We start from the raw sequence: 23,629 nt of genomic DNA on the forward strand, positions 1-23,629 counted from the left end.
CCGCTCAGAGCGCGTCCTCGACCTTCTTGATCACATCGTCGGAAAGCCATGCCTTCCAGACGTCCGGATAGTTCTCGAGGAAGTAGTAAGCGGTGTCCTCGTTGGTGCCTTGGTTGTCGGCCTGCCATGCGAGGAATTCGCCCACGGTCTTGTTCGACCATTCACGCTTGCCGAGGTAGTCCATCGCCACCGCGTTGTTCTCGGCGAATTCCTTGGTCACGACCGTGTACACGTCCGAGGTCGGGTAGGCGTTGGGCTTGGGATCGACGCAATCGGCCTGCGAGTTGCACTTGTCCCAGGCTTCCTTGTCGCCCTCGACGCCGGCGTCGAGCTTGACCATCGGGTATTTGCCGAGGATCGCGGTCGGGGCCCAGTAGTAACCCAGCCAGCCCTTCTTGGACTCGTAGGCATTGGCGATCGAGCCGTCGAGACCCGCAGCCGAACCGGTGTCGACCAGCTTGAAGCCCTTCTCCTCGGCCTTGTGAGCCTTGAAGCGGTTCGCGGTCGAGATCTGGCAGTTCCATCCCGACGGGCAGTTGTAGACGCCACCGATGGACGGCTCTTCGGGATCGGGGAACAGATCGGGATGCGCCAGCGCATCGTCGACCGTCTTGATCTCGGGGTGCTCGTCGGCGACGTATTTCGGGATCCACCAGCCTTCTTCGCCGCCATCCTTGAGGATTTCGGCAGCGATCACGAGGCGGTCTTCGCTGACGGCCTTGTCGAGCGCGACTTTCACCGCGTTCACCCAAAGCTCGGGTGCGATGTCGGGCTCACCCTTCTCGTTCATCGAGGTAAAGGTGGGCATCGTGTCGCCGGTCACCAGCGTCACGTCACAGCCGTAGCCGTTTTCGAGAATGATCTTGTCGACCCAAGCAGCGACCCCGGCCGAAGCCCAGTTCATTTCGGCTTCGGTAACGGAACCACATTCGCCGTCTGCGGCGAAAGCAGGCGCCGAGAAGGTCGCCAGCGGCAGCGCCGTCAGTAACGCGGCAAGCGCTTTCTTGTTCATCCAGGTCCTCCTGTTGCGGCAGCTTTGATTGATGCGATCCGCGCGGGCTGCCGCCGCGATATCGGTCGCGATAAGTCCCGGTTTTTCCCCAGGTTGGAATCTTCGCACAGTCACGCTCACGCGATAATGGTCGCAAGACTTGCCAAATTCCGACACTCTATGTCGTAAATAACCAAGTCCCGAGGCGCAACCTTTTCACGGACCTTTCCACCTCCCTGCGGCGTTACAGCCGCGACGAAGAGGTGACATGATGACTGCCGAGCCGAAGGATTCCGTCAAACCGGAGAATGATACGGGGCCTGATAGCCTCGTGGATCGAGACGCGAAATCCGCGCTCCAGTCCGGGATGAATGGCGAAAAAGGCGATGAAAAATTGACGAATGGCACCCCGCCGGAGCCAAGCGTCGCATTGCGCCGGCAGGCGGTCGCGCTGATCGCGAACCCCTCTTCGGGCGGCAACGCGAAAGATGAAGAGGCGATCCGCCGCGCGATGGACGCGCTTGGTGACGGTGCGTCGCTTTACCGGTGGTCCCCGGAAAGCGACATTGTGGCGACCGTCCGCAAGGCGCTCGACGACGGTGCGGAGATGATCGTCGCGGCGGGGGGAGACGGCACTGCAATGGCCGTCGCGGGCGCGCTGGTGGGGCAGGAGGTGCCGATGGCGGTGCTGCCGCTCGGCACGTTCAACTTCTTTGCGCGCGGGCTGCGCCTCTCCGAGGATGCGGAGGAGGCGGCGTGGGCGATCCGCGAGGGCAGCGCCCATCCGATCCGGGTCGGCGAGGTGAACGGGCGGGTGTTTCTGAACAACGCGTCGCTCGGTATCTACCCGTCGATCCTCAAGGCGCGCGAAGACATCTACGCCCGTTGGGGCCGTCGCCGGATCGTGGCGCATTGGTCGGTCTTCAAGACCTTCCTGCGCTTCCAGCGCCCGATGCGGTTGAAGCTCACGGCGGACGGGGAAACCAGAAGCCGCCGCACCGCGCTCGTCTTCATCGCGCGCTCGGCCTATCAGCTCGATTTCTTCGGGCTCGATGGGGCGACGGTCATCAGCGACGACGCCTTCGCAGTGCTGGTGGCGAAGGCGCAGAGCCGCCGCGACCTCTTCCGCCTGTCGTCGCGGCTGGTGCGCCGCAAGACCAAACGGGGCGAGGATTACGAATTGATCCGTGCGAAATCCTTCGAGATCGAAACCGCCCGCGGGCGCGGATTGCTGGCCTTCGACGGTGAGAAGTGCCGCGAAGAAAGCCCCTACCGCTTCAAGATGTCCGACGCGCCGCTATGGATCGTGCTGCCAGCCGAGGACACGGACACCGAGACCCAAGACGCGACCGCATGACCCGTATCGTTCACCTTTCCGATTTGCATTTCGGGCGCAGCCTGCCCGAGCTCGAGACGCCGCTCCTGACGGCGGTGAACCGGCTCGCACCGGATCTGACGGTGATTTCCGGGGACTTCACGCAGCGCGCCCGACGCGGCCAGTTCGCGCAGGCGCGGTGCTTCGTGGAGCAGATCGAAAGCGAGACGCTTTCGGTGCCCGGCAATCACGACACGCCGCTCGACAACCTCTTCCTGCGGATGCTCAAGCCCTTCGGGCGCTACAAATCCGCGATCAATCATAATCTGGAGCCGATCTTCGAGACCGATCGCGTGAAGGCGGTCGGTGTGAATACCGTGAACCGCTTCGCCTGGCAGCGCGGCAAGGTGCCCGAGCGGACGATCTCTCGGCTGTGTCGGGAGTTCGGCGAGGCGGGAGAGAGGCTGCGAATCGCGGTGATGCACCATCCGCTCGAACATGGGCCCGAGGTCGACAAGGCGCTCATGGACGGGGCAGGGGATGCGCTGGAGGGCATGTCGGACTGCGGCGCGGATCTCGTGCTGTCGGGGCATCTGCACAGCGGATCGGTGGCACCCTTCTCGGCGGTCCCGGGCATCCTGTTCGTGCAGGCGGGGACGGGTCTGTCCTCGCGCCTGCGCGGCGAGCCCAATACGTTCAATGTGATTGAAGGGGGGCGCGACGCTCTGTCGATCACGCTTTACGGGGCGCGCGACATGAGCTTCGAGCCGATCGGGGCCGACGAATTCACGCGGGGCCCCGATGGGGCGTGGGTCAAAGCCTGATCGGTTTGGGGCCGATCAGTTCGGCTTGCCCGAGATGTCGCCCCAATCCAGAACCGGCGCCGCGTCGATATCATGTGCGTCGAGCATCGAGGCCACGCGCTCGAGCGAGGCGATGATCTGCGCCTGTTCCCAGTCTTCCAGCGCCTCGAAGCGGCGCACGAAGATCTGTTGCAGCGCGTCGGGGGCTTCGTCGATGGCGCTCGCGCCAAGTTTGGTAATCACGATATCGGTCTGACGGCGGTCGCGCTCGGATCGCTGACGGGTCACCATGCCCTTGCGTTCGAGCTTGTCGATCAGCGCCGTCATCGTCGCCTGACTCACGCCCATGCGCTGGGCGATCGCCTTCGGCGTGGACCAACCTTTTTCGGAAATCACCTGCAGCACGCGGAACTGCGCAGGCGTCAGCCCGGCAGCCTTGGCCAGGTCGCGGCCGAACATTTCGGTCGCGCGCAGGATTCTACGCAAAGCGATCAGGCTCGTATCGACACGCTCCATCAGGCGGCGGGCCCCTTTTTTATCAAGACGGCCCAGTATCGCAGAGAGTTCCGTGCTCTGCAATTGCTTGGCTTTGCTAAGCTTATCGTGTTTGTTTTTACTCATTTGCTTCGTCATACTAACGGTATTTAGGGCTTATAGGCAAGAATATAAGGCTATAAGCGGAACTTTTCCGGGTTCCGTTAGTTAGGTGGTTGAAATTTTCGACCACATGAACTACTTAGGCTACCGAAGCAAACGAGAGGAAAGAGCCGTGCCGCAAGTCGAGTCGATCAAGAAGGGTTCTAAACTGGTCTTCCGTAAGCCGGAGTCCGAAGACGGCAGCGAAATCTGGAAGCTGATCCGTCGCTGCAAGCCGCTTGATGAAAATTCGATGTATTGCAACCTTCTGCAGTGCGATCACTTCGGGGACACCTGTGTCCTCGTGGAGCGCGAAGGCGAAGTCGTCGGCTGGATTTCGGGCTACATCGCCCCGTCCGAGCCGGACACGTTCTTCGTGTGGCAAGTGGCTGTTTCCCCCGACGCACGCGGTCTTGGCCTTGGTAAGCGCATGCTGCGCCACCTCATCCAGCGCGACGTCGCCGAAGACTGCACCAAGTTGAAGACGACCATCACCGAAAGCAACGAAGCGAGCTGGGCGCTCTTCCGCTCCTTCGCGCGTTCGATCGGCGGCGAGCTGACCGATGAGGCGCACTTCCACGAAGAAGACCATTTCGATGGCCATGCCTCGACCGAGCATATGGTCACCATCACCTTCCCCGAGGAGGCGCGTGCCGCCGCCTGATCTCAGGCGCGCGTCCCCCTCCTCATTCCCCCCAATTCTATGGAGTCCCCCATGACCGTTCATTCGACGGATAAGACGATCTTTACCCAACGCGAATCTGAGGCCCGCTCCTATTGCCGTGGCTTCGATACCGTTTTCACCAGCGCGCAAGGCTCGGAACTGACCGACGCCGAGGGCAACACCTATATCGACTTCCTCGCCGGTTGCTCGTCGCTGAACTACGGCCATAACGACCCGGACATGAAGCAGGCGCTGATCGAGCACCTGACCGAGAACAAGATGGGTCACGCGCTCGACCTGCACACCGACAGCAAGGGCAAGTTCCTGAGCGCTTTCGAGGAGCACATCCTCGCGCCGCGCGGCATGGACCATAAGCTGATGTTCATCGGCCCGACCGGTGCGAATGCCGTCGAAGCCGCGATGAAGATCGCGCGCAAGGCGACCGGCCGCACCAATATCATCGCCTTCACCAACGGCTTCCATGGCGTGACCATGGGTGCGCTGGCGGCGACCGGTAACGGCTATCACCGCGGTGGCGCCGGCATGGACACGCATGGCGTGACCCGCATGCCCTATGACGCCTATGCCGATGGTGTCGATTCGGTCGCGCTGCTCGACCAGATGCTCTCGGACGCCTCGGGCGGTATCGACGCCCCGGCGGCGATCATGCTGGAGACGGTTCAGGGCGAGGGCGGTCTCAACGCCGCAAGCCCGGAATTCGTGAAAGGCGTCGAGCAAGTCGCCCGCAAGCACGGTGCGCTGTTCATCATCGACGACATTCAGGCAGGCTGCGGCCGCACCGGTACCTTCTTCTCCTTCGAGGAGATGGACGTGATGCCGGACGTCGTGACCCAGGCGAAGTCGATCTCGGGCTTCGGCATGCCGATGGCGCTGGTTCTGGTGCGTCCCGACTACGACGTGTTCGGCCCGGCTGAGCATAACGGCACCTTCCGCGGCAACACCCATGCCTTCGTGACCGCCACCGTGGCGATCGAGAAGTTCTGGGCCGACGACAAGTTCCAGAAGGAACTGGCCGTGAAATCCGACGTCCTGCGTGAAGGTCTGGCCGCTGTGGCCGATCTCGTGCCGGGTGCCTTCCTCAAGGGCCGTGGTCTGATGCAGGGTGTCGATGTCGGCACCGGCGAGCTCGCCTCGGCGATCTGCGGTCGCTGCTTCGAAAAAGGTCTCGTGATCGAGACTTCGGGCAATGACGACCAGGTCGTGAAGGTCCTCGCACCGCTGACCACGCCGATGGAACAATTCCGCAAGGGTCTGGAGATCCTGCGCGAAGCCGCCACCGAGGTGACCGGCGAGCGCACGGACATTGCGGCGGAGTAATCCGCCGCTGCCTCCCCCAGCGACCAAGAAATTAAGATACGGAGACACGACAATGATCGTTCGCGACTTCAACGAATTGAAAAACACCGACCGTGCCGTGGCGGATGCCGACTGGACGAGCGTGCGCATGCTGCTCGCCGACGACAAGATGGGCTTCAGCTTCCACATCACCACGCTGAAGGCCGGCTCGGACCACACGTTCCACTACAAGCACCATTTCGAGAGCGTCTACTGCATCTCGGGCAACGGCCACATCACCGAGCTCGACAACGGCACGCGCCACGAAATCAAACCGGGTGTCATGTATGCGCTGAACCTGCATGACCATCACCGCCTCGTCGCGGGTGACGAAGACCTCGTCATGGCCTGCTGCTTCAACCCGCCGGTGACCGGCAACGAAGTTCACCGTGAGGACGGCTCGTATGCGCCGGCCGAAGAACTGGAAAATTCGTAAGGGGGCCAAATTGACCCACCAGAATCACACAGTCGAAAAGATCGGCGGCACCTCGATGAGCCGCGTGAACGAGCTGCTCGACACGCTGTTCATCGGAGACCGCAAGGGCGCCGATCTTTACAACCGCATTTTCGTCGTCTCGGCGTTTGGTGGCATCACCAATCTGCTGCTCGAACATAAGAAGTCGGGCGAGGCGGGCGTCTATGCGCAATTCGCCAAGGCCGATAGCGAACATGGCTGGCACGAGGCGCTGAGCCGCGTCTCCTCGGCGATGGTCGAAGCCCATGAGAGCGTGCTGACGCATCCGGGCGACATCTCGCAGGCCACCGAATTCGTGCGCGAGCGTATCGAAGGCGCGCGCAACTGCCTGATCGACCTGCAGCGCCTGTGCTCCTACGGGCACTTCCGCCTCTCGCAGCACATGCTGCAGATCCGCGAGCTGCTGTCGGGTCTGGGCGAGGCGCATTCCGCTTTCGTCACTACGCTCCTGCTGCAGCGCAACGGCGTGAACGCACGTCTCGTCGACCTGTCCGGTTGGCGCGATGAAACCGATCACGACCTTGAAGGCCGGATCATGGGGGCGATGAAAGATGTCGATCCCGCGACCGAGATGCCGATCGTGACGGGCTATGCGCAATGCGCCGAAGGCCTGATGCGGGAATTCGACCGTGGCTATTCCGAGGTGACCTTCTCGATGCTCGCAGCCCTCACCGGCGCGCGCGAGGCGATCATCCATAAGGAATTCCACCTGTCCTCGGCCGACCCGAAGCTGGTGGGCGAAGGCAAGGTGCGCAAGCTGGGTCACACGAACTATGACGTGGCCGACCAGATGTCGAACATGGGCATGGAGGCGATCCACCCGAAAGCCGCCAAGACCCTGCGCCAGGCGGATGTTCCGCTGCGCGTCACCAACGCGTTCGACCCGAGCGATCCGGGCACGCTCATCGACGACAAGCCCGCCAAGGAAGCGGCGGTCGAGATGGTGACCGGGCTCGATATCATCGCGCTGGAAGTGTTCGAACAGGACATGGTCGGCGTGAAGGGTTACGACGCCAAGATCCTAGAAGTGCTGACGCGTCATGGCGTGCGCATCGTGTCGAAAGCGTCGAACGCGAACACGATCACCCACTATGTCGACGCGCCGATCGAAGTGCTCCAGAAGGTCGAGAAAGACCTCTGCGAGATCTACCCTTCGGCGGAAATCTCGGCGCGCATGCTGTCGATGGCTTCGGTCATCGGGCGTGACCTGAAAGGCCTCTCGGTTCTGACCCGGGGTCTGCAGGCGATCGCGAAAGCGGGTATGGAAAGCCTCGGTGCGACTCAGGGGCCGCGCAATGTCGATGTGCAATACGTGCTCGAACGCGGCGACCTGAAGCCGGTCATCAAGGCGCTTCACGAAGAGTTCATTCCGGCGAGTGTGGATCTGAAGCAAGCGGCCTGACGGCGCAAAGTCCAAGTAGTGTTGAAAGCCCGTGCGGAACCCCGCGCGGGCTTATTTCATTGGTTCTGCGACATGCCGCCACAGTGCGACAAGGTGAACCACGGAGCCAAGGTTGCCGTAACCACTCAGTAGTCTAGCTCGCCCTTGAACCCAGCAGAAACGCGGACTGAAATGAGTATATTCGACATACCGACACTCGACCTGGCGCGGGCGCAATTCGCCTTCGTCGTTTCGGCGCATATCGTTTTCCCGGCCTTTTCCATCGGTACGGCGAGCTACCTGATGGTGCTCGAAGCGCTGAGGATGATCACCGGCAAGGACGTCTACCTCAGAATTTTCGAGTTCTGGAAACACATCTTCGCGGTGGTCTTCGGGATGGGCGTCGTCTCGGGCGTCGTGATGTCTTACGAGTTCGGCCTGAACTTCGCGCATTTCTCCGACAAGGCGGGACCGGTGATCGGGCCGCTGATGGGCTACGAGGTGATGACGGCCTTCTTCCTCGAGGCCGGTTTCCTCGGGATCATGCTCTTCGGGCGCAACCGGGTGAACAAGTGGATCTACATGTTCGCCGTGACGATGGTGGCCTTCGGCACGTTGCTCTCGGCCTTCTGGATCCTCTCGGTCAACAGCTGGATGCAGACGCCCGCGGGCTTTGCGATGAACGACGTCGGCCAGTTCATCCCGAAGGACTGGTGGGAGGTGATCTTTAACCCGTCGCTGCCCTATCGCTTCGTGCATATGGTGCTGGCGGCCTACCTGACCACGGCGCTCGTCGTGGCCGGGGTCGGGGCTTGGCACCACATCAAGGGCACGGCGGATGACGCGGTGCGCACGATGTTCCGCATGGCGGTGGCGATGATCCTCGTGACCGCGCCGATCCAGATTTTCGCAGGCGACCAGCACGGGCTCAACACGCTCGAACACCAGCCCGCCAAGATCGCGGCGATGGAAGGGCATTGGGAAACCAGCAAGGGCGCGGGCCTGATCCTGTTCGGCATTCCGAACCCGAGCCAGGAGCGCACCGATTACAAGATCGAGGTGCCCTATGCCTCGTCGCTGATCCTGACGCATTCGCTCGACGGCGAAGTGCCCGGCCTCGGGGACTTCCCGCCGGATGAACGCCCGCCGATGACGATCGTCTTCTTCACCTTCCGCATCATGGTGGGGCTCGGCTTCGCCTTCGCGGCGATCGGGCTTTGGGGCGGCTGGCTGATGTGGCGCAAGCGCCTGCACGAGCCGGGGCTGTTCCACAAAGTGGCGCTGGTCTTCGCGCCCGGCGGGTTCCTCGCGATCATCATGGGCTGGTTCACCACCGAATTCGGCCGCCAGCCCTATACGGTCTACGGTCACTTCACGACCGCGGAATCGGTGTCGAACCTCAGCCACGGCGCGGCTTGGGCCGCTCTGATCGGCTTCGTGCTGGTCTACGCGTTCCTGTTCGGCTCGGGGATCTTCTACCTCGGTCGTCTGATGAAGCGCGGCCCCGAAGGCGCCGAGCCTGTCGAGAATACGCCCCAGCGCGCCGGCGGCGTGGCGGGTGCGATGCTCGCCAACGATGTCACCACCGAGAAAGAGGAGGCCCACGCATGAGCGGCTTCGCCCACTACCTGCCCGACATCTGGGCCGCAATCATCGCCTTCGCGATCCTGACCTATGTCGTGCTCGACGGGTTCGACCTTGGCATCGGCATCCTCTTTCCCTTCCTCGGCTCCGAGGAGAACCGCACCCGCGCGATGAATTCGGTCGCGCCGGTCTGGGACGGCAACGAGACATGGCTGGTGATGGGGGGCGGCGGTCTGCTCGCCGTCTTCCCGCTGGCTTACGGGATCATCCTCAACGCGCTTTATGTGCCGATCATCATCATGCTGCTCTCGCTCGCCTTTCGAGGCGTGGCCTTCGAGTTTCGCGGCAAGACCCGCCGCTGGCAGAAGCTCTGGGACAAGGCGTTCTTCGGCGGCTCGCTGATCGCGACGCTGGCGCAGGGCGCGATCCTCGGCGGGCTGCTGCGCGGCCCCGAAGTGACCGGCCGCACCTTCACCGGCGGCCCGTTCGACTGGGTCAGCTGGTTCTCGCTCGGCACCGCGCTGGCGCTGGTCGCGGGCTATGTGATGCTGGGTTCGGCCTGGCTCGTCATCAAGACCTCGCACGGGCTTTACGATCTGGCGCGGCGCGTCGGGCAGGTGTCTCTGATCGCGACGCTTGGCTTCATCGGCCTCGCCTCACTGGCGACGCCGTTCCTGCATCCCGAATACTACAATCGTTGGTTCGCTTGGCCCGGGATCATCCTGAGCGCAGTGGTGCCGCTGTTGCTGCTCGCGGCGGCGTTCGGCTACTGGAAATGCATTCGCTCGGATCGCGGCGTGATGGCCTATCTGTCCGGCATCGCGATCTTCGTCCTGTGTTTCGCGGGGCTCGGCCTGTCGATCTTCCCCTATATCGTGCCCGCCTCGATCACGATCCGCGAGGCGTCCACCACGGCGATGTCGCAGGGCTTCATTCTGGTCGGTGCGGCAATCTTCCTACCGATCATTCTCGCCTATACCGCCTATGCCTATTGGGTGTTCCGCGGCAAGACATCGGAGCATGAGCATCACTACTGAGTGAGACTACGGGACGGCCGGAACCGACCGGGCGCAGGCAGGGTTGGAACGATGTGACCCACATCCCGCGCATCATATGCAGAGCCTTTCCCTCTGCGGCCTTCAGCCGGTCGGCTGGCCTGCGCGCGCCCCTCGGGGCGCGCGCAATTTCATATGCGCGGCTCGACGCCGGAGGAGCGACGCGCCATGTCTGACAAGCTTGATAAACTACCCGAAGAGAGCGGCCCCTCCGGTGGTTGGGGCTCGATGCGGGGGATTGCCCGGGTCTTCGGCGAGTCCTGGCCCTCGCCCGATGTGCTTCGCGAGCTGGAGCGTCAGAACAAACCGGGCGGTCTCATGTGCTCGTCCTGCGCCTTCCCGAAACCCGCCAATTACCACCCGTTCGAATTTTGCGAGAACGGGGCGAAGGCGACGCTGTGGGAGATGACCAAGTCGCGCCACACGCCGGAATTCTGGGACGACCACACAGTTGCAGAGCTCAAGGACTGGTCCGATCACGAGCTGGAAAAGACCGGCCGCCTGACCGCGCCGATGCGCTATGACCGCGCCACCGACCGCTATGTCGAGGTCAGCTGGGACGAGGCCTTTTCCGAGATCGGGTCGATCCTGAAAGACCTGCCGAAGCAGGAGGTGGTGTTCTATTCCTCGGGCCATGCCGGGCTGGAGGCCAGCTATCTTTGGGCGCTGATGGCGCGCGCCTATGGCAACAACAACCTGCCGCAAAGCTCGAACATGTGTCACGAGACGACCTCGGTCGGCCTGAAGAAGGTGATCGGCTCGTCGGTGGGCACCGTGCTTTGGGAAGACCTCGAGGAGACCGATTGCTTCTTCTTCTTCGGCCAGAACCCCGGTACCAACTCGCCGCGCTTCCTGCATCCGCTGAAGGCGGCGAAGGATCGCGGTGCGAAGATCGTCACCTTCAACCCGGTGAAAGAGCAGGGCCTCGTCAGCTTCGTCGATCCGCAGAACCTCTACGATATGGCGACGGGCCGCGAAACCAAGATCTCCGACCAGTATCACCAGCTCAAAGCGGGCTCGGACATCGCGGCGCTGACCGGGCTGTGCAAGGCGGTGATCGAAGAGGATGAGAAGGCCCAGGAGCAGGGCCGCGCCGCGATCATTGACTGGGATTTTCTGAAAGAACACGCGGTCAATTATGACGGGTTCCTGACCTTCTGCCGCACGACACCGTGGGACAAGATCACCGAGGAATGCGGGCTGTCCGAGGCCGAACTGCGTCAGGCGGCAGATGTCTATATCCACGCCAAGAAGGTCATCGGCGTCTATGGGATGGGGCTGACCCAGCACGCCCATGGCGCGACCAATATCGGGATGCTGGTGAACTTCCTCGCGCTGCGCGGCAATATCGGGCGCAAGGGCGCGGGCTGTTGCCCGGTGCGCGGGCACTCGAACGTGCAGGGCCAGCGCACGGTGGGCATCGCCGAGAAGGCCAAGCTGATCCCGATGGATCGCTTGCGCGCGCTTTACGGCTTCGAGCCGCCGGAGGAAGGCGGCTATCACATCGTCGACGCGGCGCAGGCGATGATGGAGGGCAAGGTTTCGGCCATGTTCTCGCTCGGCGGCAACCTCGTGCGCGCACTGCCCGACAGCGAGCGGATCGAAGAGGCTTGGCCGAAGCAGAAGCTGACGGTGATGATCTCGACCAAGCTCAACCGCTCGCATCTCTATCCGGGCGAGGTGGCCTATATCCTGCCGTGTCTCAGCCGGTCCGAGAAGGACGAGCAGGAGAGCGGCAACCAATATGTCTCGGTCGAGGACAGCTTCTCGAAAATACACGGCTCGCTCGGCAAAAGCACGCCCGCCTCGGACAAGCTGAAATCCGAACTGGCCATCACCTGCGGCATTGCGAAAGCCGCCTGCGCGCCGAACCCGAAGCTGCAATGGGACGAATGGGTGAAGGATTATTCCGTCGTCCGCGATCTGATCGAGGCGACCTACCCGGACGACTTCCGCGGCTTCAACGCGCGGATGAACGAGCCGGGCGGCTTCTGGCGCGGCAACCCGGCGCATGATCGCATATGGAAGACGGAAAGCGGCAAGCTGGAATTCACCACACCGTCGAAGCTCAACGCGCTTGGCTTCGAGGACAAGCCGGGGCGTTTCCGGATGATCACCATGCGCTCGAACGACCAGTTCAACACCACGATCTACGGCTATTCGGACCGGTTCCGCGGCATCGAAGGGACGCGCGACGTGCTGCTGATGAACAAGATCGACATGGCCGATCTGGGGCTCGCGCATGGTGATCCGGTCGTGGTCCATGGCGACATGGAGGACGGCGTCGCGCGTCGCAAGACCGGGCTGAGCGTCATCACCTTCGAGCTGCCGCGCGGCACGGTCGGGGGCTATTACCCCGAATGCAACGTGCTTGTGCCGGTGGGCCTCAATGACGAGCTGTCGAAGACGCCCGGCTCGAAGGGCGTCCCGGTGCGCATCGAGAAGGCCTAAGCGGGAACGGCGGCGGGACGGCGGCTATCGAGCCACGCGATGGCGAGGAACACGAGCCCCGCCGCCGCCAGCCCCGCGCCGACATAGCCGGTAGCCGTCCAGCCATAGCCGTTCGCAAGCGCGATCCCGGCAAGGAACGGCCCGATCGCATTGGCGAGGTTGAAGGCTGCGTGATTGAGGGCAGCGGCGAGCGTCTGGGCCTCGCCCGCGACCTCCATCAGCCGCATCTGCATCGGGATCACCATCCCGGCGGTCGACCCCAGTGCGATCATCGCCACCGACATCGCGACCCAGTTGCCGATGGTGAAGGTGTAGAGGATCGACATCACGATCATCCCGCAAAGCAGGATCACGCCCGCGCCGAAGCGCGACCAGTCAGACAGCTGGCCCGAGATCCAGTTGCCCAGAGTGCCGCCCACGCCGAAGGCCGAAAGCGCCACGGGGATCGTCCAGGCGGGGCCCGCCTGCGTGTCGATCATCGCCGCCGACAGGTAGGAATAGACCGCGAAGATGCCGCCGAAGCCGATGGAGCCCACCAGCAGCGTCAGCCAGACCGAGCGATTGGCGAGCGCGCCCAGCTCACGCATCGGGCTGGCATTCGGGTCGCGCGGCGTCGCGGGGGCGACCCGCAAAATCATCAGGGCGGAGGCCGCGCAGATCACCGCGACGATGGCGAAGCCCCAGCGCCAGCCGAAGTTCTGCCCGATCGCACCCGCCAGCGGCACGCCCACGATATTCGCGATCGTCAGCCCCGAGATCACCATCGCGATGCCCTGAGCGCGTTTGCCTACGGGCATCAGATCGGCGGCTAACAGCATCGCCATCCCGAAATAGGCGCCATGCGGCAGGCCCGAGGCGAAGCGCGCCGCCATGAAGGCATCCATATTCGGTGCGAACCCGGCCAGCAGGTTCGCCACCGCATAGAACCCCATCAACCCGATCAGGAATTGCTTGCGCGGGATTTTCGCGCCGATCACCGCCAGAAGCGGTGCGCCGATCACGACGCCAAGCGCATAGGCCGAGATAGCATGACCCGCCCGCGCCTCGGTGATCCCGAAATCGGCCGCGTAATAGGGCAGCAGCCCCATGGACGCGAACTCGATCACGCCGATACCGAAAGTGCCAAGGGCCAGCGACAGGATCACGGCCCGCGCGTGGCGGGGTTCGAGCGTCATGGGTAGTCTCCGAAAATAGGTGTAGCGCCGGGTATCAGCCCCGTGACTTAGGCGATCGCTGCGCTGCGGCAAGGGGGCGGCCGGGTTATTTCCCGTAATAGTCGCGGAACCACGCCACGAATTTCGCGATCCCCTCGCGCACATCGGTCTGCGGACGGTATCCGGTGAGGGATTGCAGTAGCGAGGCATCGGCCCAGGTCGCGGGCACGTCGCCTTTCTGCATCTCCATGTAATTGCGCTGCGCGGGGCGGCCCAGCTCGGCCTCCAGCGCATCGACGAAATCCAGAAGCTGCACCTTGTCGGAATTGCCGATATTGACGATCCGGTAGGGGGCCACGGGCGAGAGGCTGTCGCCCTCGGCGATCTCGTCGCGCGACGCGGGGCGCTCGGGCACCGCGTCGATCAGCAGGCGGATGCCACGCACGAGGTCTTCGACATAGGTGAAGTCGCGATACATCTCGCCGTGATTGTAGATGTCGATCGGGCGGTCGTTCAGGATCGCATCGGTGAACTTGAACAGCGCCATGTCGGGGCGGCCCCACGGCCCGTAGACCGTGAAGAAGCGGAACATGGTCGTCGGCAGGTTCCACAGATGAGCATAGGAATGGCCCATCGACTCGGTCGCCTTCTTTGTCGCGGCGTAGATCGTCAACTGCGTGTCGGCCTTGTCGGTCTCGGCATAGGGCATGTCCTCGTTCGCGCCGTAGACGGAGGAGGTCGAAGCCATCAGCAAGTGCTGCACCTCGTGGCGGCGCGCGGCCTCCATCACGTTGAAGGTGCCGACGATATTGGCGTCGATATAGGCGCGGGGCTGTTCGAGGCTGTAGCGCACGCCCGCCTGCGCTGCGAGATGGACGATGATCTCGGGTTTGAACTCATCCGCCATCGCGTCGAAGGTTTCGAGATCTTCGAGCATCCCCTCGGTCGCGGAGAAATTCGGGTTCTGCAGCAGCATCGCATGGCGGCGCTGTTTCAGGGCGACATCGTAATAGTCGGTCATCCCGTCATAGCCATGCACCCGATAGCCCTCGTCGAGCAGCAGCTTCGCCAGATGGTAGCCGATGAAGCCTGCGGTGCCGGTGATCAGGATGCGCGTCATGAAAGTCCCTCGCCAATGCTGTCTGTGCAGTAGCGAGCGGGGGGCGGGAAGGTCAAGCGCCGCGCGGGATAAGAGGCGGCCCCGGTCGTGCCGACAGCTTCGTCTGTTCGGGCTCGCCGACCGGCGCGTTGGCGTCTCGATAGACCACCGGCTGGCTCATCGCGGCATCGTGATAGGGTGTCGGGAGATCGGAGGCGCGATACCACGCCTGAGGCGCGTGACCTTCGGGCGACCGGCCCGGTGGGGCAGGGTGCGCGCTGGCCGCGACACCGCCCCGATTGCGCGAAAACGCGGGAGTTGCGTGCGCGGGGCAAACGCACTATACGCCCCCGGTGGCCCGATGGCCGCATCAGAATCAACATGAAAAGCCGTGTCCCTTCCGCACTCGCTTCGGGAAGGTGTTCCGGCAAGGAGAAGCGATATGAAACTCAATGAACTGCGCGACAACGACGGCGCGGCCCAGAAGAAAAAACGCGTCGCCCGCGGTCCCGGCTCGGGCAAAGGCAAGATGGCTGGCCGTGGTATCAAAGGTCAGAAGTCGCGTTCGGGTGTGGCCCTGAACGGTTACGAAGGCGGCCAGATGCCGCTCTATCGTCGTCTGCCGAAGCGTGGCTTCACCAAGCCGAACGCGAAGAAGTTCAACGTCGTGAACCTTGGCCAGATCGAGAAATTCATCGAGGCCGGCAAGCTCGACGCGAAGTCGGACATCACCGAAGACGCGCTGGTCGCGGCCGGTATCGTGCGCCGCAAGCTCGATGGCGTGCGTGTTCTCGCCAAGGGCGACATCAAGTCGAAAGTGGCTCTGAAGGTCACCGGCGCTTCGAAATCGGCCGTTGAGGCTGTCGAGAAGGCTGGCGGCTCGGTCACGGTGGCGCAGGCCGCTGAATAAGCTGTTGTGAGCGGGCTCCGGCCCGATTACATAGGCGAAGGTTTTCTAGGCGCCGCCGACCGGGAACCGGTTGGGCGGCGCTTTACATGAAAGAGACGAGCATATGGCATCTGCTGCAGAGCAAATGGCGGCGAACCTCAGCTGGGACGCCCTGGGCAAAGCCACCGAGCTGCGCCAGCGCATCTTCTTCACCATTGGTTTGCTGATCATCTACCGCCTCGGGACCTATATTCCGGTTCCGGGCATCGACGCGCAGGCACTGCGCGAATTCATGCAAAGCGCGGGCTCTGGCCTCGGCGGCGTGTTGTCGATGTTCACGGGCGGCGCGCTCGGCCGGATGGGCGTCTTCGCGCTCGGCATCATGCCCTACATCTCGGCCTCGATCATCATCCAGCTTCTGACCGCTCTGGTGCCCGCACTCGAGCAGATGAAGAAGGAAGGCGAGCAGGGTCGCAAGAAGATCAACCAGATCACGCGCTATGCGACCGTTGCTCTGGCGACCTTCCAGGCATGGGGTCTGGCCGTCTCGCTCGAAAAGGGCGATCTGGCGCATGATCCGGGCCTGTTCTTCGTCGCTGCCGTGGTCATCACGCTCGTCGGCGGCACCATGTTCCTGATGTGGCTGGGTGAGCAGATCACCGCACGCGGCATCGGCAACGGCATCTCGCTCATCATCTTCGTCGGTATCGTCGCGGAAATCCCGGCGGCTCTGGCGCGCTTCCTCGAGCAGGGCCGCGCCGGTGCGATCTCCACTCCGGTGATCCTCGGGGTGATCCTGATGATCGCGATCGTGATTACCTTCGTGGTCTTCATGGAACGCGCGCTGCGCAAGATCCATATCCAGTATCCGCGCCGTCAGGTGGGGATGAAGGTCTATGACGGCGGCTCCAGCCACCTGCCGATCAAGGTGAACCCGGCGGGCGTCATCCCGGCGATCTTCGCCTCGTCGCTGCTGCTGCTGCCGACCACCATCGCGACCTTCTCGGGCCAGAACACCGGCCCGGTGATGTCGACGATCCTCGCCTATTTCGGGCCGGGTCAGCCGCTCTACCTGCTTTTCTACGTCGCGATGATCGTGTTCTTCGCCTACTTCTACACCGCGAACGTGTCGTTCAAATCGGACGAGGTCGCGGATAACCTGAAGAGCCAAGGCGGCTTCGTGCCCGGCATCCGTCCCGGCAAGAAGACCGAGGAATATCTCGACTACGTCGTCAGCCGCATTCTCGTGATCGGTTCCGCCTATCTCGCCGCAGTCTGCCTTCTGCCCGAGATCCTGCGTTCGCAGCTGTCCATCCCGTTCTACTTCGGCGGCACCTCGGTTCTGATCGTGGTCACCGTGTCGATGGACACCATCAACCAAATTCAGTCGCATCTTCTGGCCCACCAATACGAGGGTCTGATCGAGCGCTCGCAACTTCGCGGCCGTTCGGGCAAGAAGAAGAAGGGGCCGCGCAAGCCGCCCGCGCGCCGCTAAATCCGCCAAGCGTTTTCAGGGGGAGCCGACATGGCAAATATCATTCTTCTCGGCCCGCCCGGCGCGGGCAAGGGCACCCAGGCCCGCCGTCTCGTCGAAGAGCGCGGCATGGTCCAACTCTCCACCGGCGACATGCTGCGTGAAGCGAAGGACTCGGGCACCGAGATGGGCAATCTCGTTGCCGATGTCATGGCCAAGGGCCAGCTCGTGACCGACGAGATCGTCATCGGTCTGATCGAGGAAAAGCTCGCCGCGGGTGGCGAGGGCTTCATCTTCGACGGCTTCCCGCGCACGCTGGGACAGGCCGACGCTCTGGGCAAGCTGCTTGCCAAGATGGGCACCAAGCTCGACGCGGTGATCGAGATGCAGGTGGATGACGAAGCGCTCGTCGCCCGCATCACCGGTCGCTCGACCTGCGGCGGCTGCGGCGAGGTCTATCACGACCAGACCAAGCCCTGGCCCGCAGACGGCAAATGCGAAAAGTGCGGCAGCACCGACGTGAAGCGCCGCGCGGATGACAACGAAGACAGCCTGCGCACCCGGTTGATGGAGTATTACAAGAAGACCTCTCCGCTGATCGGCTACTACTACCACGCCGGCGATCTGTTCACGATCGAGGGGCTGGCCGAAATCGAGACCGTGGCGACGTCGATCGCACGAATTCTCGATCAGCAAGAGTAGTCGTAAATGAAGCCTTGACCCGGAGGGCGTTTGCCTCTAGGTCACGGCGTCTCCGACGGGAATCGTTTCCGAGAAGGGAAGATTCTCGAGGGAGTTGATCGTGGGGTCCGAAGCGGCAGTTTCGGGCCTCGTGTTGTGAAAAAAGGGCCTGGGGTTACGGGCTCGCAACGAAAGGATACACGCTTTGGCTCGTATTGCTGGCGTCAACATTCCGACCGGGAAACGCGTCCCGATCGCACTTACCTACATCACCGGGATCGGTCCTCACTCGGCTAAGCAGATCTGCGAAGCTACCGGTGTCGACGTGACCCGTCGCGTCAACGAGCTTTCGGATTCCGAAGTGCTCGCAATCCGCGAACATATCGACGCCAACTACACCGTCGAGGGCGACCTGCGCCGTGAAGTTCAGATGAACGTCAAGCGCCTGATGGATCTCGGCTGCTACCGTGGCCTGCGTCATCGTCGCAACCTGCCCGTGCGCGGTCAGCGCACCCATACGAATGCGCGTACGCGCAAAGGTCCGGCGAAACCCATCGCTGGCAAGAAGAAGTAAGGGGAGGCAGGACAAATGGCTCGTGAAAAGGTTCGCGCTAAGCGCAAGGAACGCAAGAACATCGCCGCTGGCGTCGTTCATGTGAACTCCTCGTTCAACAACACCAAAATCCTGATTTCTGACGTGCAGGGCAACGCGATCTCGTGGTCGTCCGCTGGCACGATGGGTTTCAAGGGCTCGCGAAAGTCGACCCCCTACGCCGCTCAGATGGCTGCAGAAGATGCGGCCAAAAAGGCTCAGGAACACGGTCTGCGCACCGTGGACGTCGAAGTTCAGGGCCCCGGTTCGGGTCGTGAATCGGCGCTGCGCGCGCTGGCTGCGGTCGGTCTGACCGTCACCTCGATCCGTGACGTGTCCCCGATCGCCCATAACGGCTGCCGCCCGCCGAAGCGTCGCCGCGTCTAATCAAGATTACGACGGTCGGGCCGTGCGGATTTCCCGTGCGGCCCGCCCGCATTTTTCGGTTTTATCCTCGGGCGTCCCCGACATTGGGCATGGGTCTGGGACAGGTATGGAGGCAAACGCATGATCCACAAGAATTGGGCTGAACTCATCAAGCCGACGCAGCTTGAAATCAAGCCCGGCAACGACCCGCTGCGTCAGGCGACGATCGTCGCCGAACCGCTCGAGCGTGGCTTTGGTCTGACGCTCGGCAACGCGCTGCGCCGCGTGCTGCTCTCGTCGCTTCAGGGCGCCGCGATCACCAGCGTCCAGATCGACAACGTGCTGCACGAGTTCTCCTCGGTCGCAGGCGTTCGTGAAGACGTCACCGACATCGTCCTGAACCTCAAGGGCGTGGCTTTGCGTATGGACGTTGAAGGTCCGAAGCGCCTCTCGATCTCGGCCAAGGGCCCAGGCATCGTGACCGCTGGCGACATCACCGAGACCGCGGGCATCGAGGTCCTGAACAAGGATCACGTGATCTGCCACCTCGACGATGGTGCCGACCTGTTCATGGAATTGACCGTGAACACCGGCAAGGGCTACGTCGCCGCCGACAAGAACCGTCCCGAGGATGCGCCGATCGGCCTGATCCCGGTCGACGCGATCTATTCGCCGGTCAAGAAAGTTGCCTACGAAGTGCAGCCGACCCGTGAAGGTCAGGTTCTGGACTATGACAAGCTGACCATGAAGGTCGAGACCGACGGGTCGCTCTCGGCGGAGGACGCGGTGGCGTTTGCTGCCCGCATCCTGCAGGATCAGCTGTCGATCTTCGTGAACTTCGAAGAACCGGAATCGGCTGGCAAGCAGGACCAGGACGACGGTCTCGAGTTCAACCCGCTTCTGCTGAAGAAAGTGGACGAGCTGGAACTGTCCGTGCGTTCGGCGAACTGCCTGAAGAACGACAACATCGTCTATATCGGCGACCTGATCCAGAAGACCGAAGCCGAGATGCTCCGCACCCCGAACTTCGGCCGCAAGTCGCTGAACGAGATCAAGGAAGTGCTCTCGGGCATGGGCCTGCATCTCGGGATGGAAGTCGAAGATTGGCCGCCGGAGAACATCGAAGATCTGGCCAAGCGTTTCGAAGACCAGTTCTGATTGACGAATTGAGGGGCGTTGGCTAAACGCCCCTCCAATGCCCGGACTGCCGGGGACGATCTGGGTCACAAGACCCCAAGGTGAGCCGGTGACACGCATCGCGGGCCTGACAAAGCAAAACGCAAAATTGGAGATAGACAATGCGTCACGCACGTGGCTACCGCCGCCTCAACCGTACCCATGAGCACCGCAAGGCGCTCTTCGCCAACATGGCTGGCTCGCTGATCGAGCACGAGCAGATCAAGACGACCCTGCCGAAGGCGAAAGAACTGCGCCCGGTCATCGAGAAGCTGATCACCCTCGCCAAGCGCGGTGATCTGCACGCACGCCGTCAGGCGGCTTCGCAGCTCAAGCAGGACCAGTATGTCGCGAAACTCTTCGACATCCTCGGCCCGCGCTACAAGGATCGTCAGGGCGGCTACGTTCGTATTATGAAAGCCGGTTTCCGTTACGGCGACATGGCTCCGATGGCGATCATCGAATTCGTCGAGCGCGATCTGGACGCAAAAGGTGCGGCAGATAAGGCACGCGTCGAAGCCGAAGAGGCTGCCGGGGATTGATCCTCGCGACCGATTTCCCTGCGAAATCAATGAGAATTGGGAAATCCCGCCAATTTGGCGGGATTTTCTTATTTCCGCCTGCATTTTCTCGCAATTCTCCCGCAAAAGGTTATTGCGCAGGTGAGGCGCATTCGCGAGTGTATTCGCGTGGGCGGGTAGGGACGTAATGTCACTGTCGGAGCGAACTCCGCACGCCGCGAACACTTTTAAGTTGACCGGGTTAATTCCAAACTGTCTAAAAAGATATGTCGATACAGAGCAGAATCGATTTGAAACTTCGTGACTTGGATCGTTTAGCTCCAAGCGGTTATTTTGTTGGACTGCATATTCGTTTTACGGCGCCTTTGATGACGTTCCAGACTTACGACAAGGCCTGGCTCGATCATTACACCGCAAACGGCTATGTGCTCCGTGACCCGATGACTGCTTGGGGGTTTAGCGAGACCGGTTCAATCCGGTGGAGTGACCCGCGCTTGCCCGATCCTTTCCGTCTCTTCGATGAGGCCAAACACTATGGTCTGATCTACGGGGCGACAGTCTCATGCGGCCCGATCCGGTCCCGTACTATCGCAAGCATGGCGCGCGATGATCGGGAATTCGACCTACCCGAGATCGAGACCTTTGAGTTTATCGTGCGCGAATTGCACGACATGACTCAACCGCCTGAGGAACTCACGAGAGCTCAGATCGAAGCCCTGCGATGTGTGGCTGGGGGTGACCGACACGCGGCGGCGGCCGCGAAACTTGGGATTTCGGAAAGCGCGCTCAAGGCGCGGCTGAATTCTGCGCGCGCAAGACTGATGGCTCGGACGACCGCCGAAGCTATTCAGCGCGCAAAGGATTTCCGCCTGTTATAGTGTTGTTGACCCTCCGCACGGCTGTACTGTGACTAACCTGCAGGAGGAAGACATGCAGACCACAACGCTTTCGTTCACCAATTTTCATAATCATGGTGAGCTTTTCGCAAACATGCTCCGCGCTAGGCGCGAGCTCTTCATTGTCCAGAACAAATGGGACCTGCCTGAAGCGATGGGCATGGAATATGACCAGTATGACACCCCTGCGAGCCGCTGGGTGGTGGTTCATGACGAATTGGGCAAGGTGCTGGCAGGCAACCGTCTGACGCCCACCACGGCGACCTGCGGGATCTACAGCTACATGATCCGCGATGCGCAGCGGGGGCTGCTCGCGACGATCCCGTCCAATCTTCTCTATGACGAAGCTCCGGTCAGCGAGACCGTCTGGGAAAGCTCGCGTCTCTTCGTGTCCCATGACGTCCCGATGGCGATGCGCCGCAAGGTTCATGCACGTCTCGTGCAGGAAATCGGCAATTCGGCGCGTGAACTCGGCGCCAGTTCCGCCCTTACCCTTCTGAACGCGAATTGGCCGCGTTGGGCGGGCCGGGTTGGTGTGGACATGACCGCGATGGGGCCGGTGATGGAGATCGACGGGATCAAGAACCAGGTCGTATCGATGAACTTTTCCCAAAACCTTCATTAAAGGGATGGGAAAGATGAGAGCCTCCGTGCGCCCCACACGCGCGGGGGCTTTTCGTAGGCGGAGCTAGACACTAGGTTCACGCCATCATGGCCGACCTATTCGACACGCCCCCCGACCCCAATGCGCCTGCGCCCGAAGCGCCGCGCCCGCTCGCTGATCGCATCCGCCCGAAAACTCTGGGGGAGGTGATCGGTCAGGAACAGGTGCTTGGCCCCGATGGACCTTTGGGGGCGATGCTGGCCGCGGGCTCGCTCGGATCGCTGATCCTCTGGGGGCCGCCGGGCGTCGGCAAGACCACCATCGCGCGACTGCTGGCTGATGCCTCCGATCGCGCCTTCGTCCAGATTTCCGCGATCTTCACCGGCGTGCCGGAACTGCGCAAAGTCTTCGAGGCCGCCAAGCTGCGGCGCGGGCAGGGCAGGGGAACGCTCCTCTTCGTCGACGAGATCCACCGTTTCAACAAGGCGCAGCAGGACAGCTTCCTGCCCCATATGGAAGACGGCACGATCATGCTGGTGGGCGCCACCACCGAGAACCCGAGCTTCGAGCTGAACGCCGCTGTGCTCAGCCGGGCGCAGGTCATGGTGCTGGAGCGGCTCGACCTCGCCGATCTCGAACGCCTCGCACAGCGCGCCGAGAAGGCGCTCGATCGTCCGCTGCCGCTCAGTGGCAAGGCGCGCGAAGCGCTGCTGGAAATGGCCGATGGCGACGGCCGCGCACTTCTCAACCTGATCGAGCAGGTGGCGGCGTGGAAAGTCACCGGCACGCTCGACACCGACGCGCTGTCGACCCGGCTGATGCGCCGCGCGGCGAAATACGACAAGTCGGGCGATGAGCATTACAACCTGATCTCGGCACTCCATAAATCCGTGCGTGGATCGGACCCGGATGCCGCGCTCTATTGGTTCGCGCGGATGCTGGAGGGCGGCGAGGACCCGCGCTATCTCGCGCGGCGCTTCGTGCGCATGGCGGTCGAGGATATCGGGCTGGCCGACCCGCAGGCCCAGACCCATGCGCTCCATGCGTGGGAAATCTACGAGCGGATCGGCTCGCCCGAGGGGGAGCTGGCGCTGGCGCAGACGGTGATCTATCTCGCGCTCGCGCCGAAATCCAACGCGGGTTACGTCGCCTACAAGGGCGCGCGGGCGCAGGCGCAGAAGACCGGATCGGAGCCGCCGCCCAAGCATATCCTCAACGCCCCGACCAAGCTGATGTCCGAACAGGGCTACGGCGCGGGCTATGCCTATGACCACGACGCCGAGGACGGCTTCTCGGGGCAGAACTACTTCCCCGACACGATGAAGCGCCCGGTCCTCTATCAGCCGGTCGAGCGTGGCTTCGAGCGCGAGTTGAAAAAACGGGTCGACTGGTTTGCCAAGCTGCGTGAACAGCGCAAATCTTGACATTCAGGCCTGTGACCGCTCTTAGGGCGCCAAAGGAGACAG

General features: G+C 62.5%; 23 protein-coding genes. 19 read left to right on the top strand and 4 right to left on the bottom strand.

Features of this window, described 5'->3' with window-relative positions; translation table 11 throughout:
• Positions 1-4: 4 nt before the first annotated feature.
• Positions 5-1,012 carry an ABC transporter substrate-binding protein gene (locus AXZ77_RS02700; protein WP_078602056.1) on the bottom strand — a complete coding sequence of 336 codons (1,008 nt, stop codon included), beginning with the start codon at positions 1,010-1,012 and terminating at the stop codon, positions 5-7.
• Positions 1,013-1,259: 247 nt separating this feature from the next.
• Between AXZ77_RS02700 and AXZ77_RS02705 the strand changes: the two genes are divergently transcribed.
• Both AXZ77_RS02705 and AXZ77_RS02710 read left to right on the top strand, forming a co-directional pair.
• Complete coding sequence (locus AXZ77_RS02705) at positions 1,260-2,348, top strand: diacylglycerol kinase family protein (RefSeq protein WP_255266393.1); 1,089 nt, start codon at positions 1,260-1,262, stop codon at positions 2,346-2,348.
• Entirely contained in the window at positions 2,345-3,130 is a 786-nt protein-coding gene (locus tag AXZ77_RS02710) for a metallophosphoesterase (protein ID WP_098409930.1), read from the top strand. Before AXZ77_RS02705 ends, AXZ77_RS02710 begins: the two co-directional genes overlap by 4 nt.
• Positions 3,131-3,145: 15 nt before the next feature.
• Here AXZ77_RS02710 and AXZ77_RS02715 read toward each other — a convergent pair whose 3' ends face one another.
• The gene (locus AXZ77_RS02715; RefSeq protein WP_098412416.1) at positions 3,146-3,625 is read right to left on the bottom strand and encodes a MarR family winged helix-turn-helix transcriptional regulator; all 480 of its coding nucleotides are present in this window, start codon (positions 3,623-3,625) and stop codon (positions 3,146-3,148) included.
• 253 nt (positions 3,626-3,878) lie between these two features.
• Between AXZ77_RS02715 and ectA the strand changes: the two genes are divergently transcribed.
• The 7 genes from ectA to AXZ77_RS02750 all read left to right on the top strand — a co-directional run bounded on the left by ectA (position 3,879) and on the right by AXZ77_RS02750 (position 12,711).
• Positions 3,879-4,409 (top strand): diaminobutyrate acetyltransferase, encoded by a 531-nt coding sequence (gene ectA / locus AXZ77_RS02720; RefSeq protein WP_255266394.1) that lies wholly within the window; start codon positions 3,879-3,881, stop codon positions 4,407-4,409.
• A 51-nt stretch (positions 4,410-4,460) separates the two neighbouring features.
• Positions 4,461-5,747 (top strand): diaminobutyrate--2-oxoglutarate transaminase, encoded by a 1,287-nt coding sequence (ectB, locus tag AXZ77_RS02725; RefSeq protein ID WP_098409932.1) that lies wholly within the window; start codon positions 4,461-4,463, stop codon positions 5,745-5,747.
• Positions 5,748-5,799: 52 nt separating this feature from the next.
• On the top strand, positions 5,800-6,201 hold the full coding sequence (locus tag AXZ77_RS02730; RefSeq protein WP_078540207.1) for an ectoine synthase: 402 nt from the start codon (positions 5,800-5,802) through the stop codon (positions 6,199-6,201).
• Positions 6,202-6,211: 10 nt separating this feature from the next.
• Positions 6,212-7,642, top strand: a complete 1,431-nt coding sequence (locus AXZ77_RS02735; protein WP_255266395.1) for an aspartate kinase — start codon at positions 6,212-6,214, stop codon at positions 7,640-7,642.
• A gap of 171 nt (positions 7,643-7,813) precedes the next feature.
• Positions 7,814-9,232 carry a cytochrome ubiquinol oxidase subunit I gene (locus AXZ77_RS02740; RefSeq protein ID WP_098409934.1) on the top strand — a complete coding sequence of 473 codons (1,419 nt, stop codon included), beginning with the start codon at positions 7,814-7,816 and terminating at the stop codon, positions 9,230-9,232.
• On the top strand, positions 9,229-10,242 hold the full coding sequence (gene cydB, locus AXZ77_RS02745; RefSeq protein ID WP_098409935.1) for a cytochrome d ubiquinol oxidase subunit II: 1,014 nt from the start codon (positions 9,229-9,231) through the stop codon (positions 10,240-10,242). The genes AXZ77_RS02740 and cydB overlap by 4 nt, the downstream gene beginning before the upstream one ends.
• Before the next feature lie 186 nt (positions 10,243-10,428).
• Positions 10,429-12,711, top strand: coding sequence for an FdhF/YdeP family oxidoreductase (locus tag AXZ77_RS02750; RefSeq protein ID WP_098409936.1), 2,283 nt, complete (start codon positions 10,429-10,431; stop codon positions 12,709-12,711).
• On the opposite strand, the gene AXZ77_RS02755 is transcribed toward AXZ77_RS02750, so the two are convergent.
• Together AXZ77_RS02755 and AXZ77_RS02760 are read right to left on the bottom strand one after the other, a co-directional pair.
• Positions 12,708-13,886 carry an MFS transporter gene (locus AXZ77_RS02755; protein ID WP_098409937.1) on the bottom strand — a complete coding sequence of 393 codons (1,179 nt, stop codon included), beginning with the start codon at positions 13,884-13,886 and terminating at the stop codon, positions 12,708-12,710. The two genes, AXZ77_RS02750 and AXZ77_RS02755, sit on opposite strands and share 4 nt — an antisense overlap.
• 85 nt (positions 13,887-13,971) lie before the next feature.
• The gene (locus AXZ77_RS02760; protein WP_098409938.1) at positions 13,972-14,985 is read right to left on the bottom strand and encodes an SDR family NAD(P)-dependent oxidoreductase; all 1,014 of its coding nucleotides are present in this window, start codon (positions 14,983-14,985) and stop codon (positions 13,972-13,974) included.
• A 421-nt stretch (positions 14,986-15,406) separates the two neighbouring features.
• On the opposite strand from AXZ77_RS02760, the gene rplO reads away from it, so the two are divergent.
• The 10 genes from rplO to AXZ77_RS02810 all read left to right on the top strand — a co-directional run bounded on the left by rplO (position 15,407) and on the right by AXZ77_RS02810 (position 23,587).
• The gene (gene rplO / locus AXZ77_RS02765; RefSeq protein ID WP_098409939.1) at positions 15,407-15,874 is read left to right on the top strand and encodes a 50S ribosomal protein L15; all 468 of its coding nucleotides are present in this window, start codon (positions 15,407-15,409) and stop codon (positions 15,872-15,874) included.
• 103 nt (positions 15,875-15,977) lie between these two features.
• Entirely contained in the window at positions 15,978-17,348 is a 1,371-nt protein-coding gene (gene secY / locus AXZ77_RS02770) for a preprotein translocase subunit SecY (protein WP_078540199.1), read from the top strand.
• Between the two features lie 30 nt (positions 17,349-17,378).
• Positions 17,379-18,029 carry an adenylate kinase gene (locus AXZ77_RS02775; protein ID WP_098409940.1) on the top strand — a complete coding sequence of 217 codons (651 nt, stop codon included), beginning with the start codon at positions 17,379-17,381 and terminating at the stop codon, positions 18,027-18,029.
• 184 nt (positions 18,030-18,213) lie between these two features.
• Positions 18,214-18,582, top strand: a complete 369-nt coding sequence (gene rpsM, locus AXZ77_RS02780) for a 30S ribosomal protein S13 (protein ID WP_078521793.1) — start codon at positions 18,214-18,216, stop codon at positions 18,580-18,582.
• 15 nt (positions 18,583-18,597) lie between these two features.
• The gene (gene rpsK, locus AXZ77_RS02785; RefSeq protein ID WP_098409941.1) at positions 18,598-18,987 is read left to right on the top strand and encodes a 30S ribosomal protein S11; all 390 of its coding nucleotides are present in this window, start codon (positions 18,598-18,600) and stop codon (positions 18,985-18,987) included.
• Between the two features lie 120 nt (positions 18,988-19,107).
• On the top strand, positions 19,108-20,124 hold the full coding sequence (locus AXZ77_RS02790) for a DNA-directed RNA polymerase subunit alpha (RefSeq protein WP_098409942.1): 1,017 nt from the start codon (positions 19,108-19,110) through the stop codon (positions 20,122-20,124).
• Positions 20,125-20,264: 140 nt separating this feature from the next.
• A complete protein-coding gene (gene rplQ / locus AXZ77_RS02795) occupies positions 20,265-20,684 on the top strand; it encodes a 50S ribosomal protein L17 (RefSeq protein ID WP_098409943.1) in 420 nt (139 codons plus the stop codon).
• A 245-nt stretch (positions 20,685-20,929) separates the two neighbouring features.
• A complete protein-coding gene (locus AXZ77_RS02800; protein WP_098409944.1) occupies positions 20,930-21,541 on the top strand; it encodes an autoinducer binding domain-containing protein in 612 nt (203 codons plus the stop codon).
• 52 nt (positions 21,542-21,593) lie between these two features.
• On the top strand, positions 21,594-22,184 hold the full coding sequence (locus AXZ77_RS02805; RefSeq protein ID WP_078521785.1) for an acyl-homoserine-lactone synthase: 591 nt from the start codon (positions 21,594-21,596) through the stop codon (positions 22,182-22,184).
• Positions 22,185-22,270: 86 nt separating this feature from the next.
• On the top strand, positions 22,271-23,587 hold the full coding sequence (locus AXZ77_RS02810) for a replication-associated recombination protein A (protein ID WP_098409945.1): 1,317 nt from the start codon (positions 22,271-22,273) through the stop codon (positions 23,585-23,587).
• Positions 23,588-23,629 lie beyond the last annotated feature (42 nt).

The sequence above is a fragment of the Thioclava sp. ES.031 genome (genome assembly GCF_002563775.1).
Classification (GTDB): domain Bacteria; phylum Pseudomonadota; class Alphaproteobacteria; order Rhodobacterales; family Rhodobacteraceae; genus Thioclava.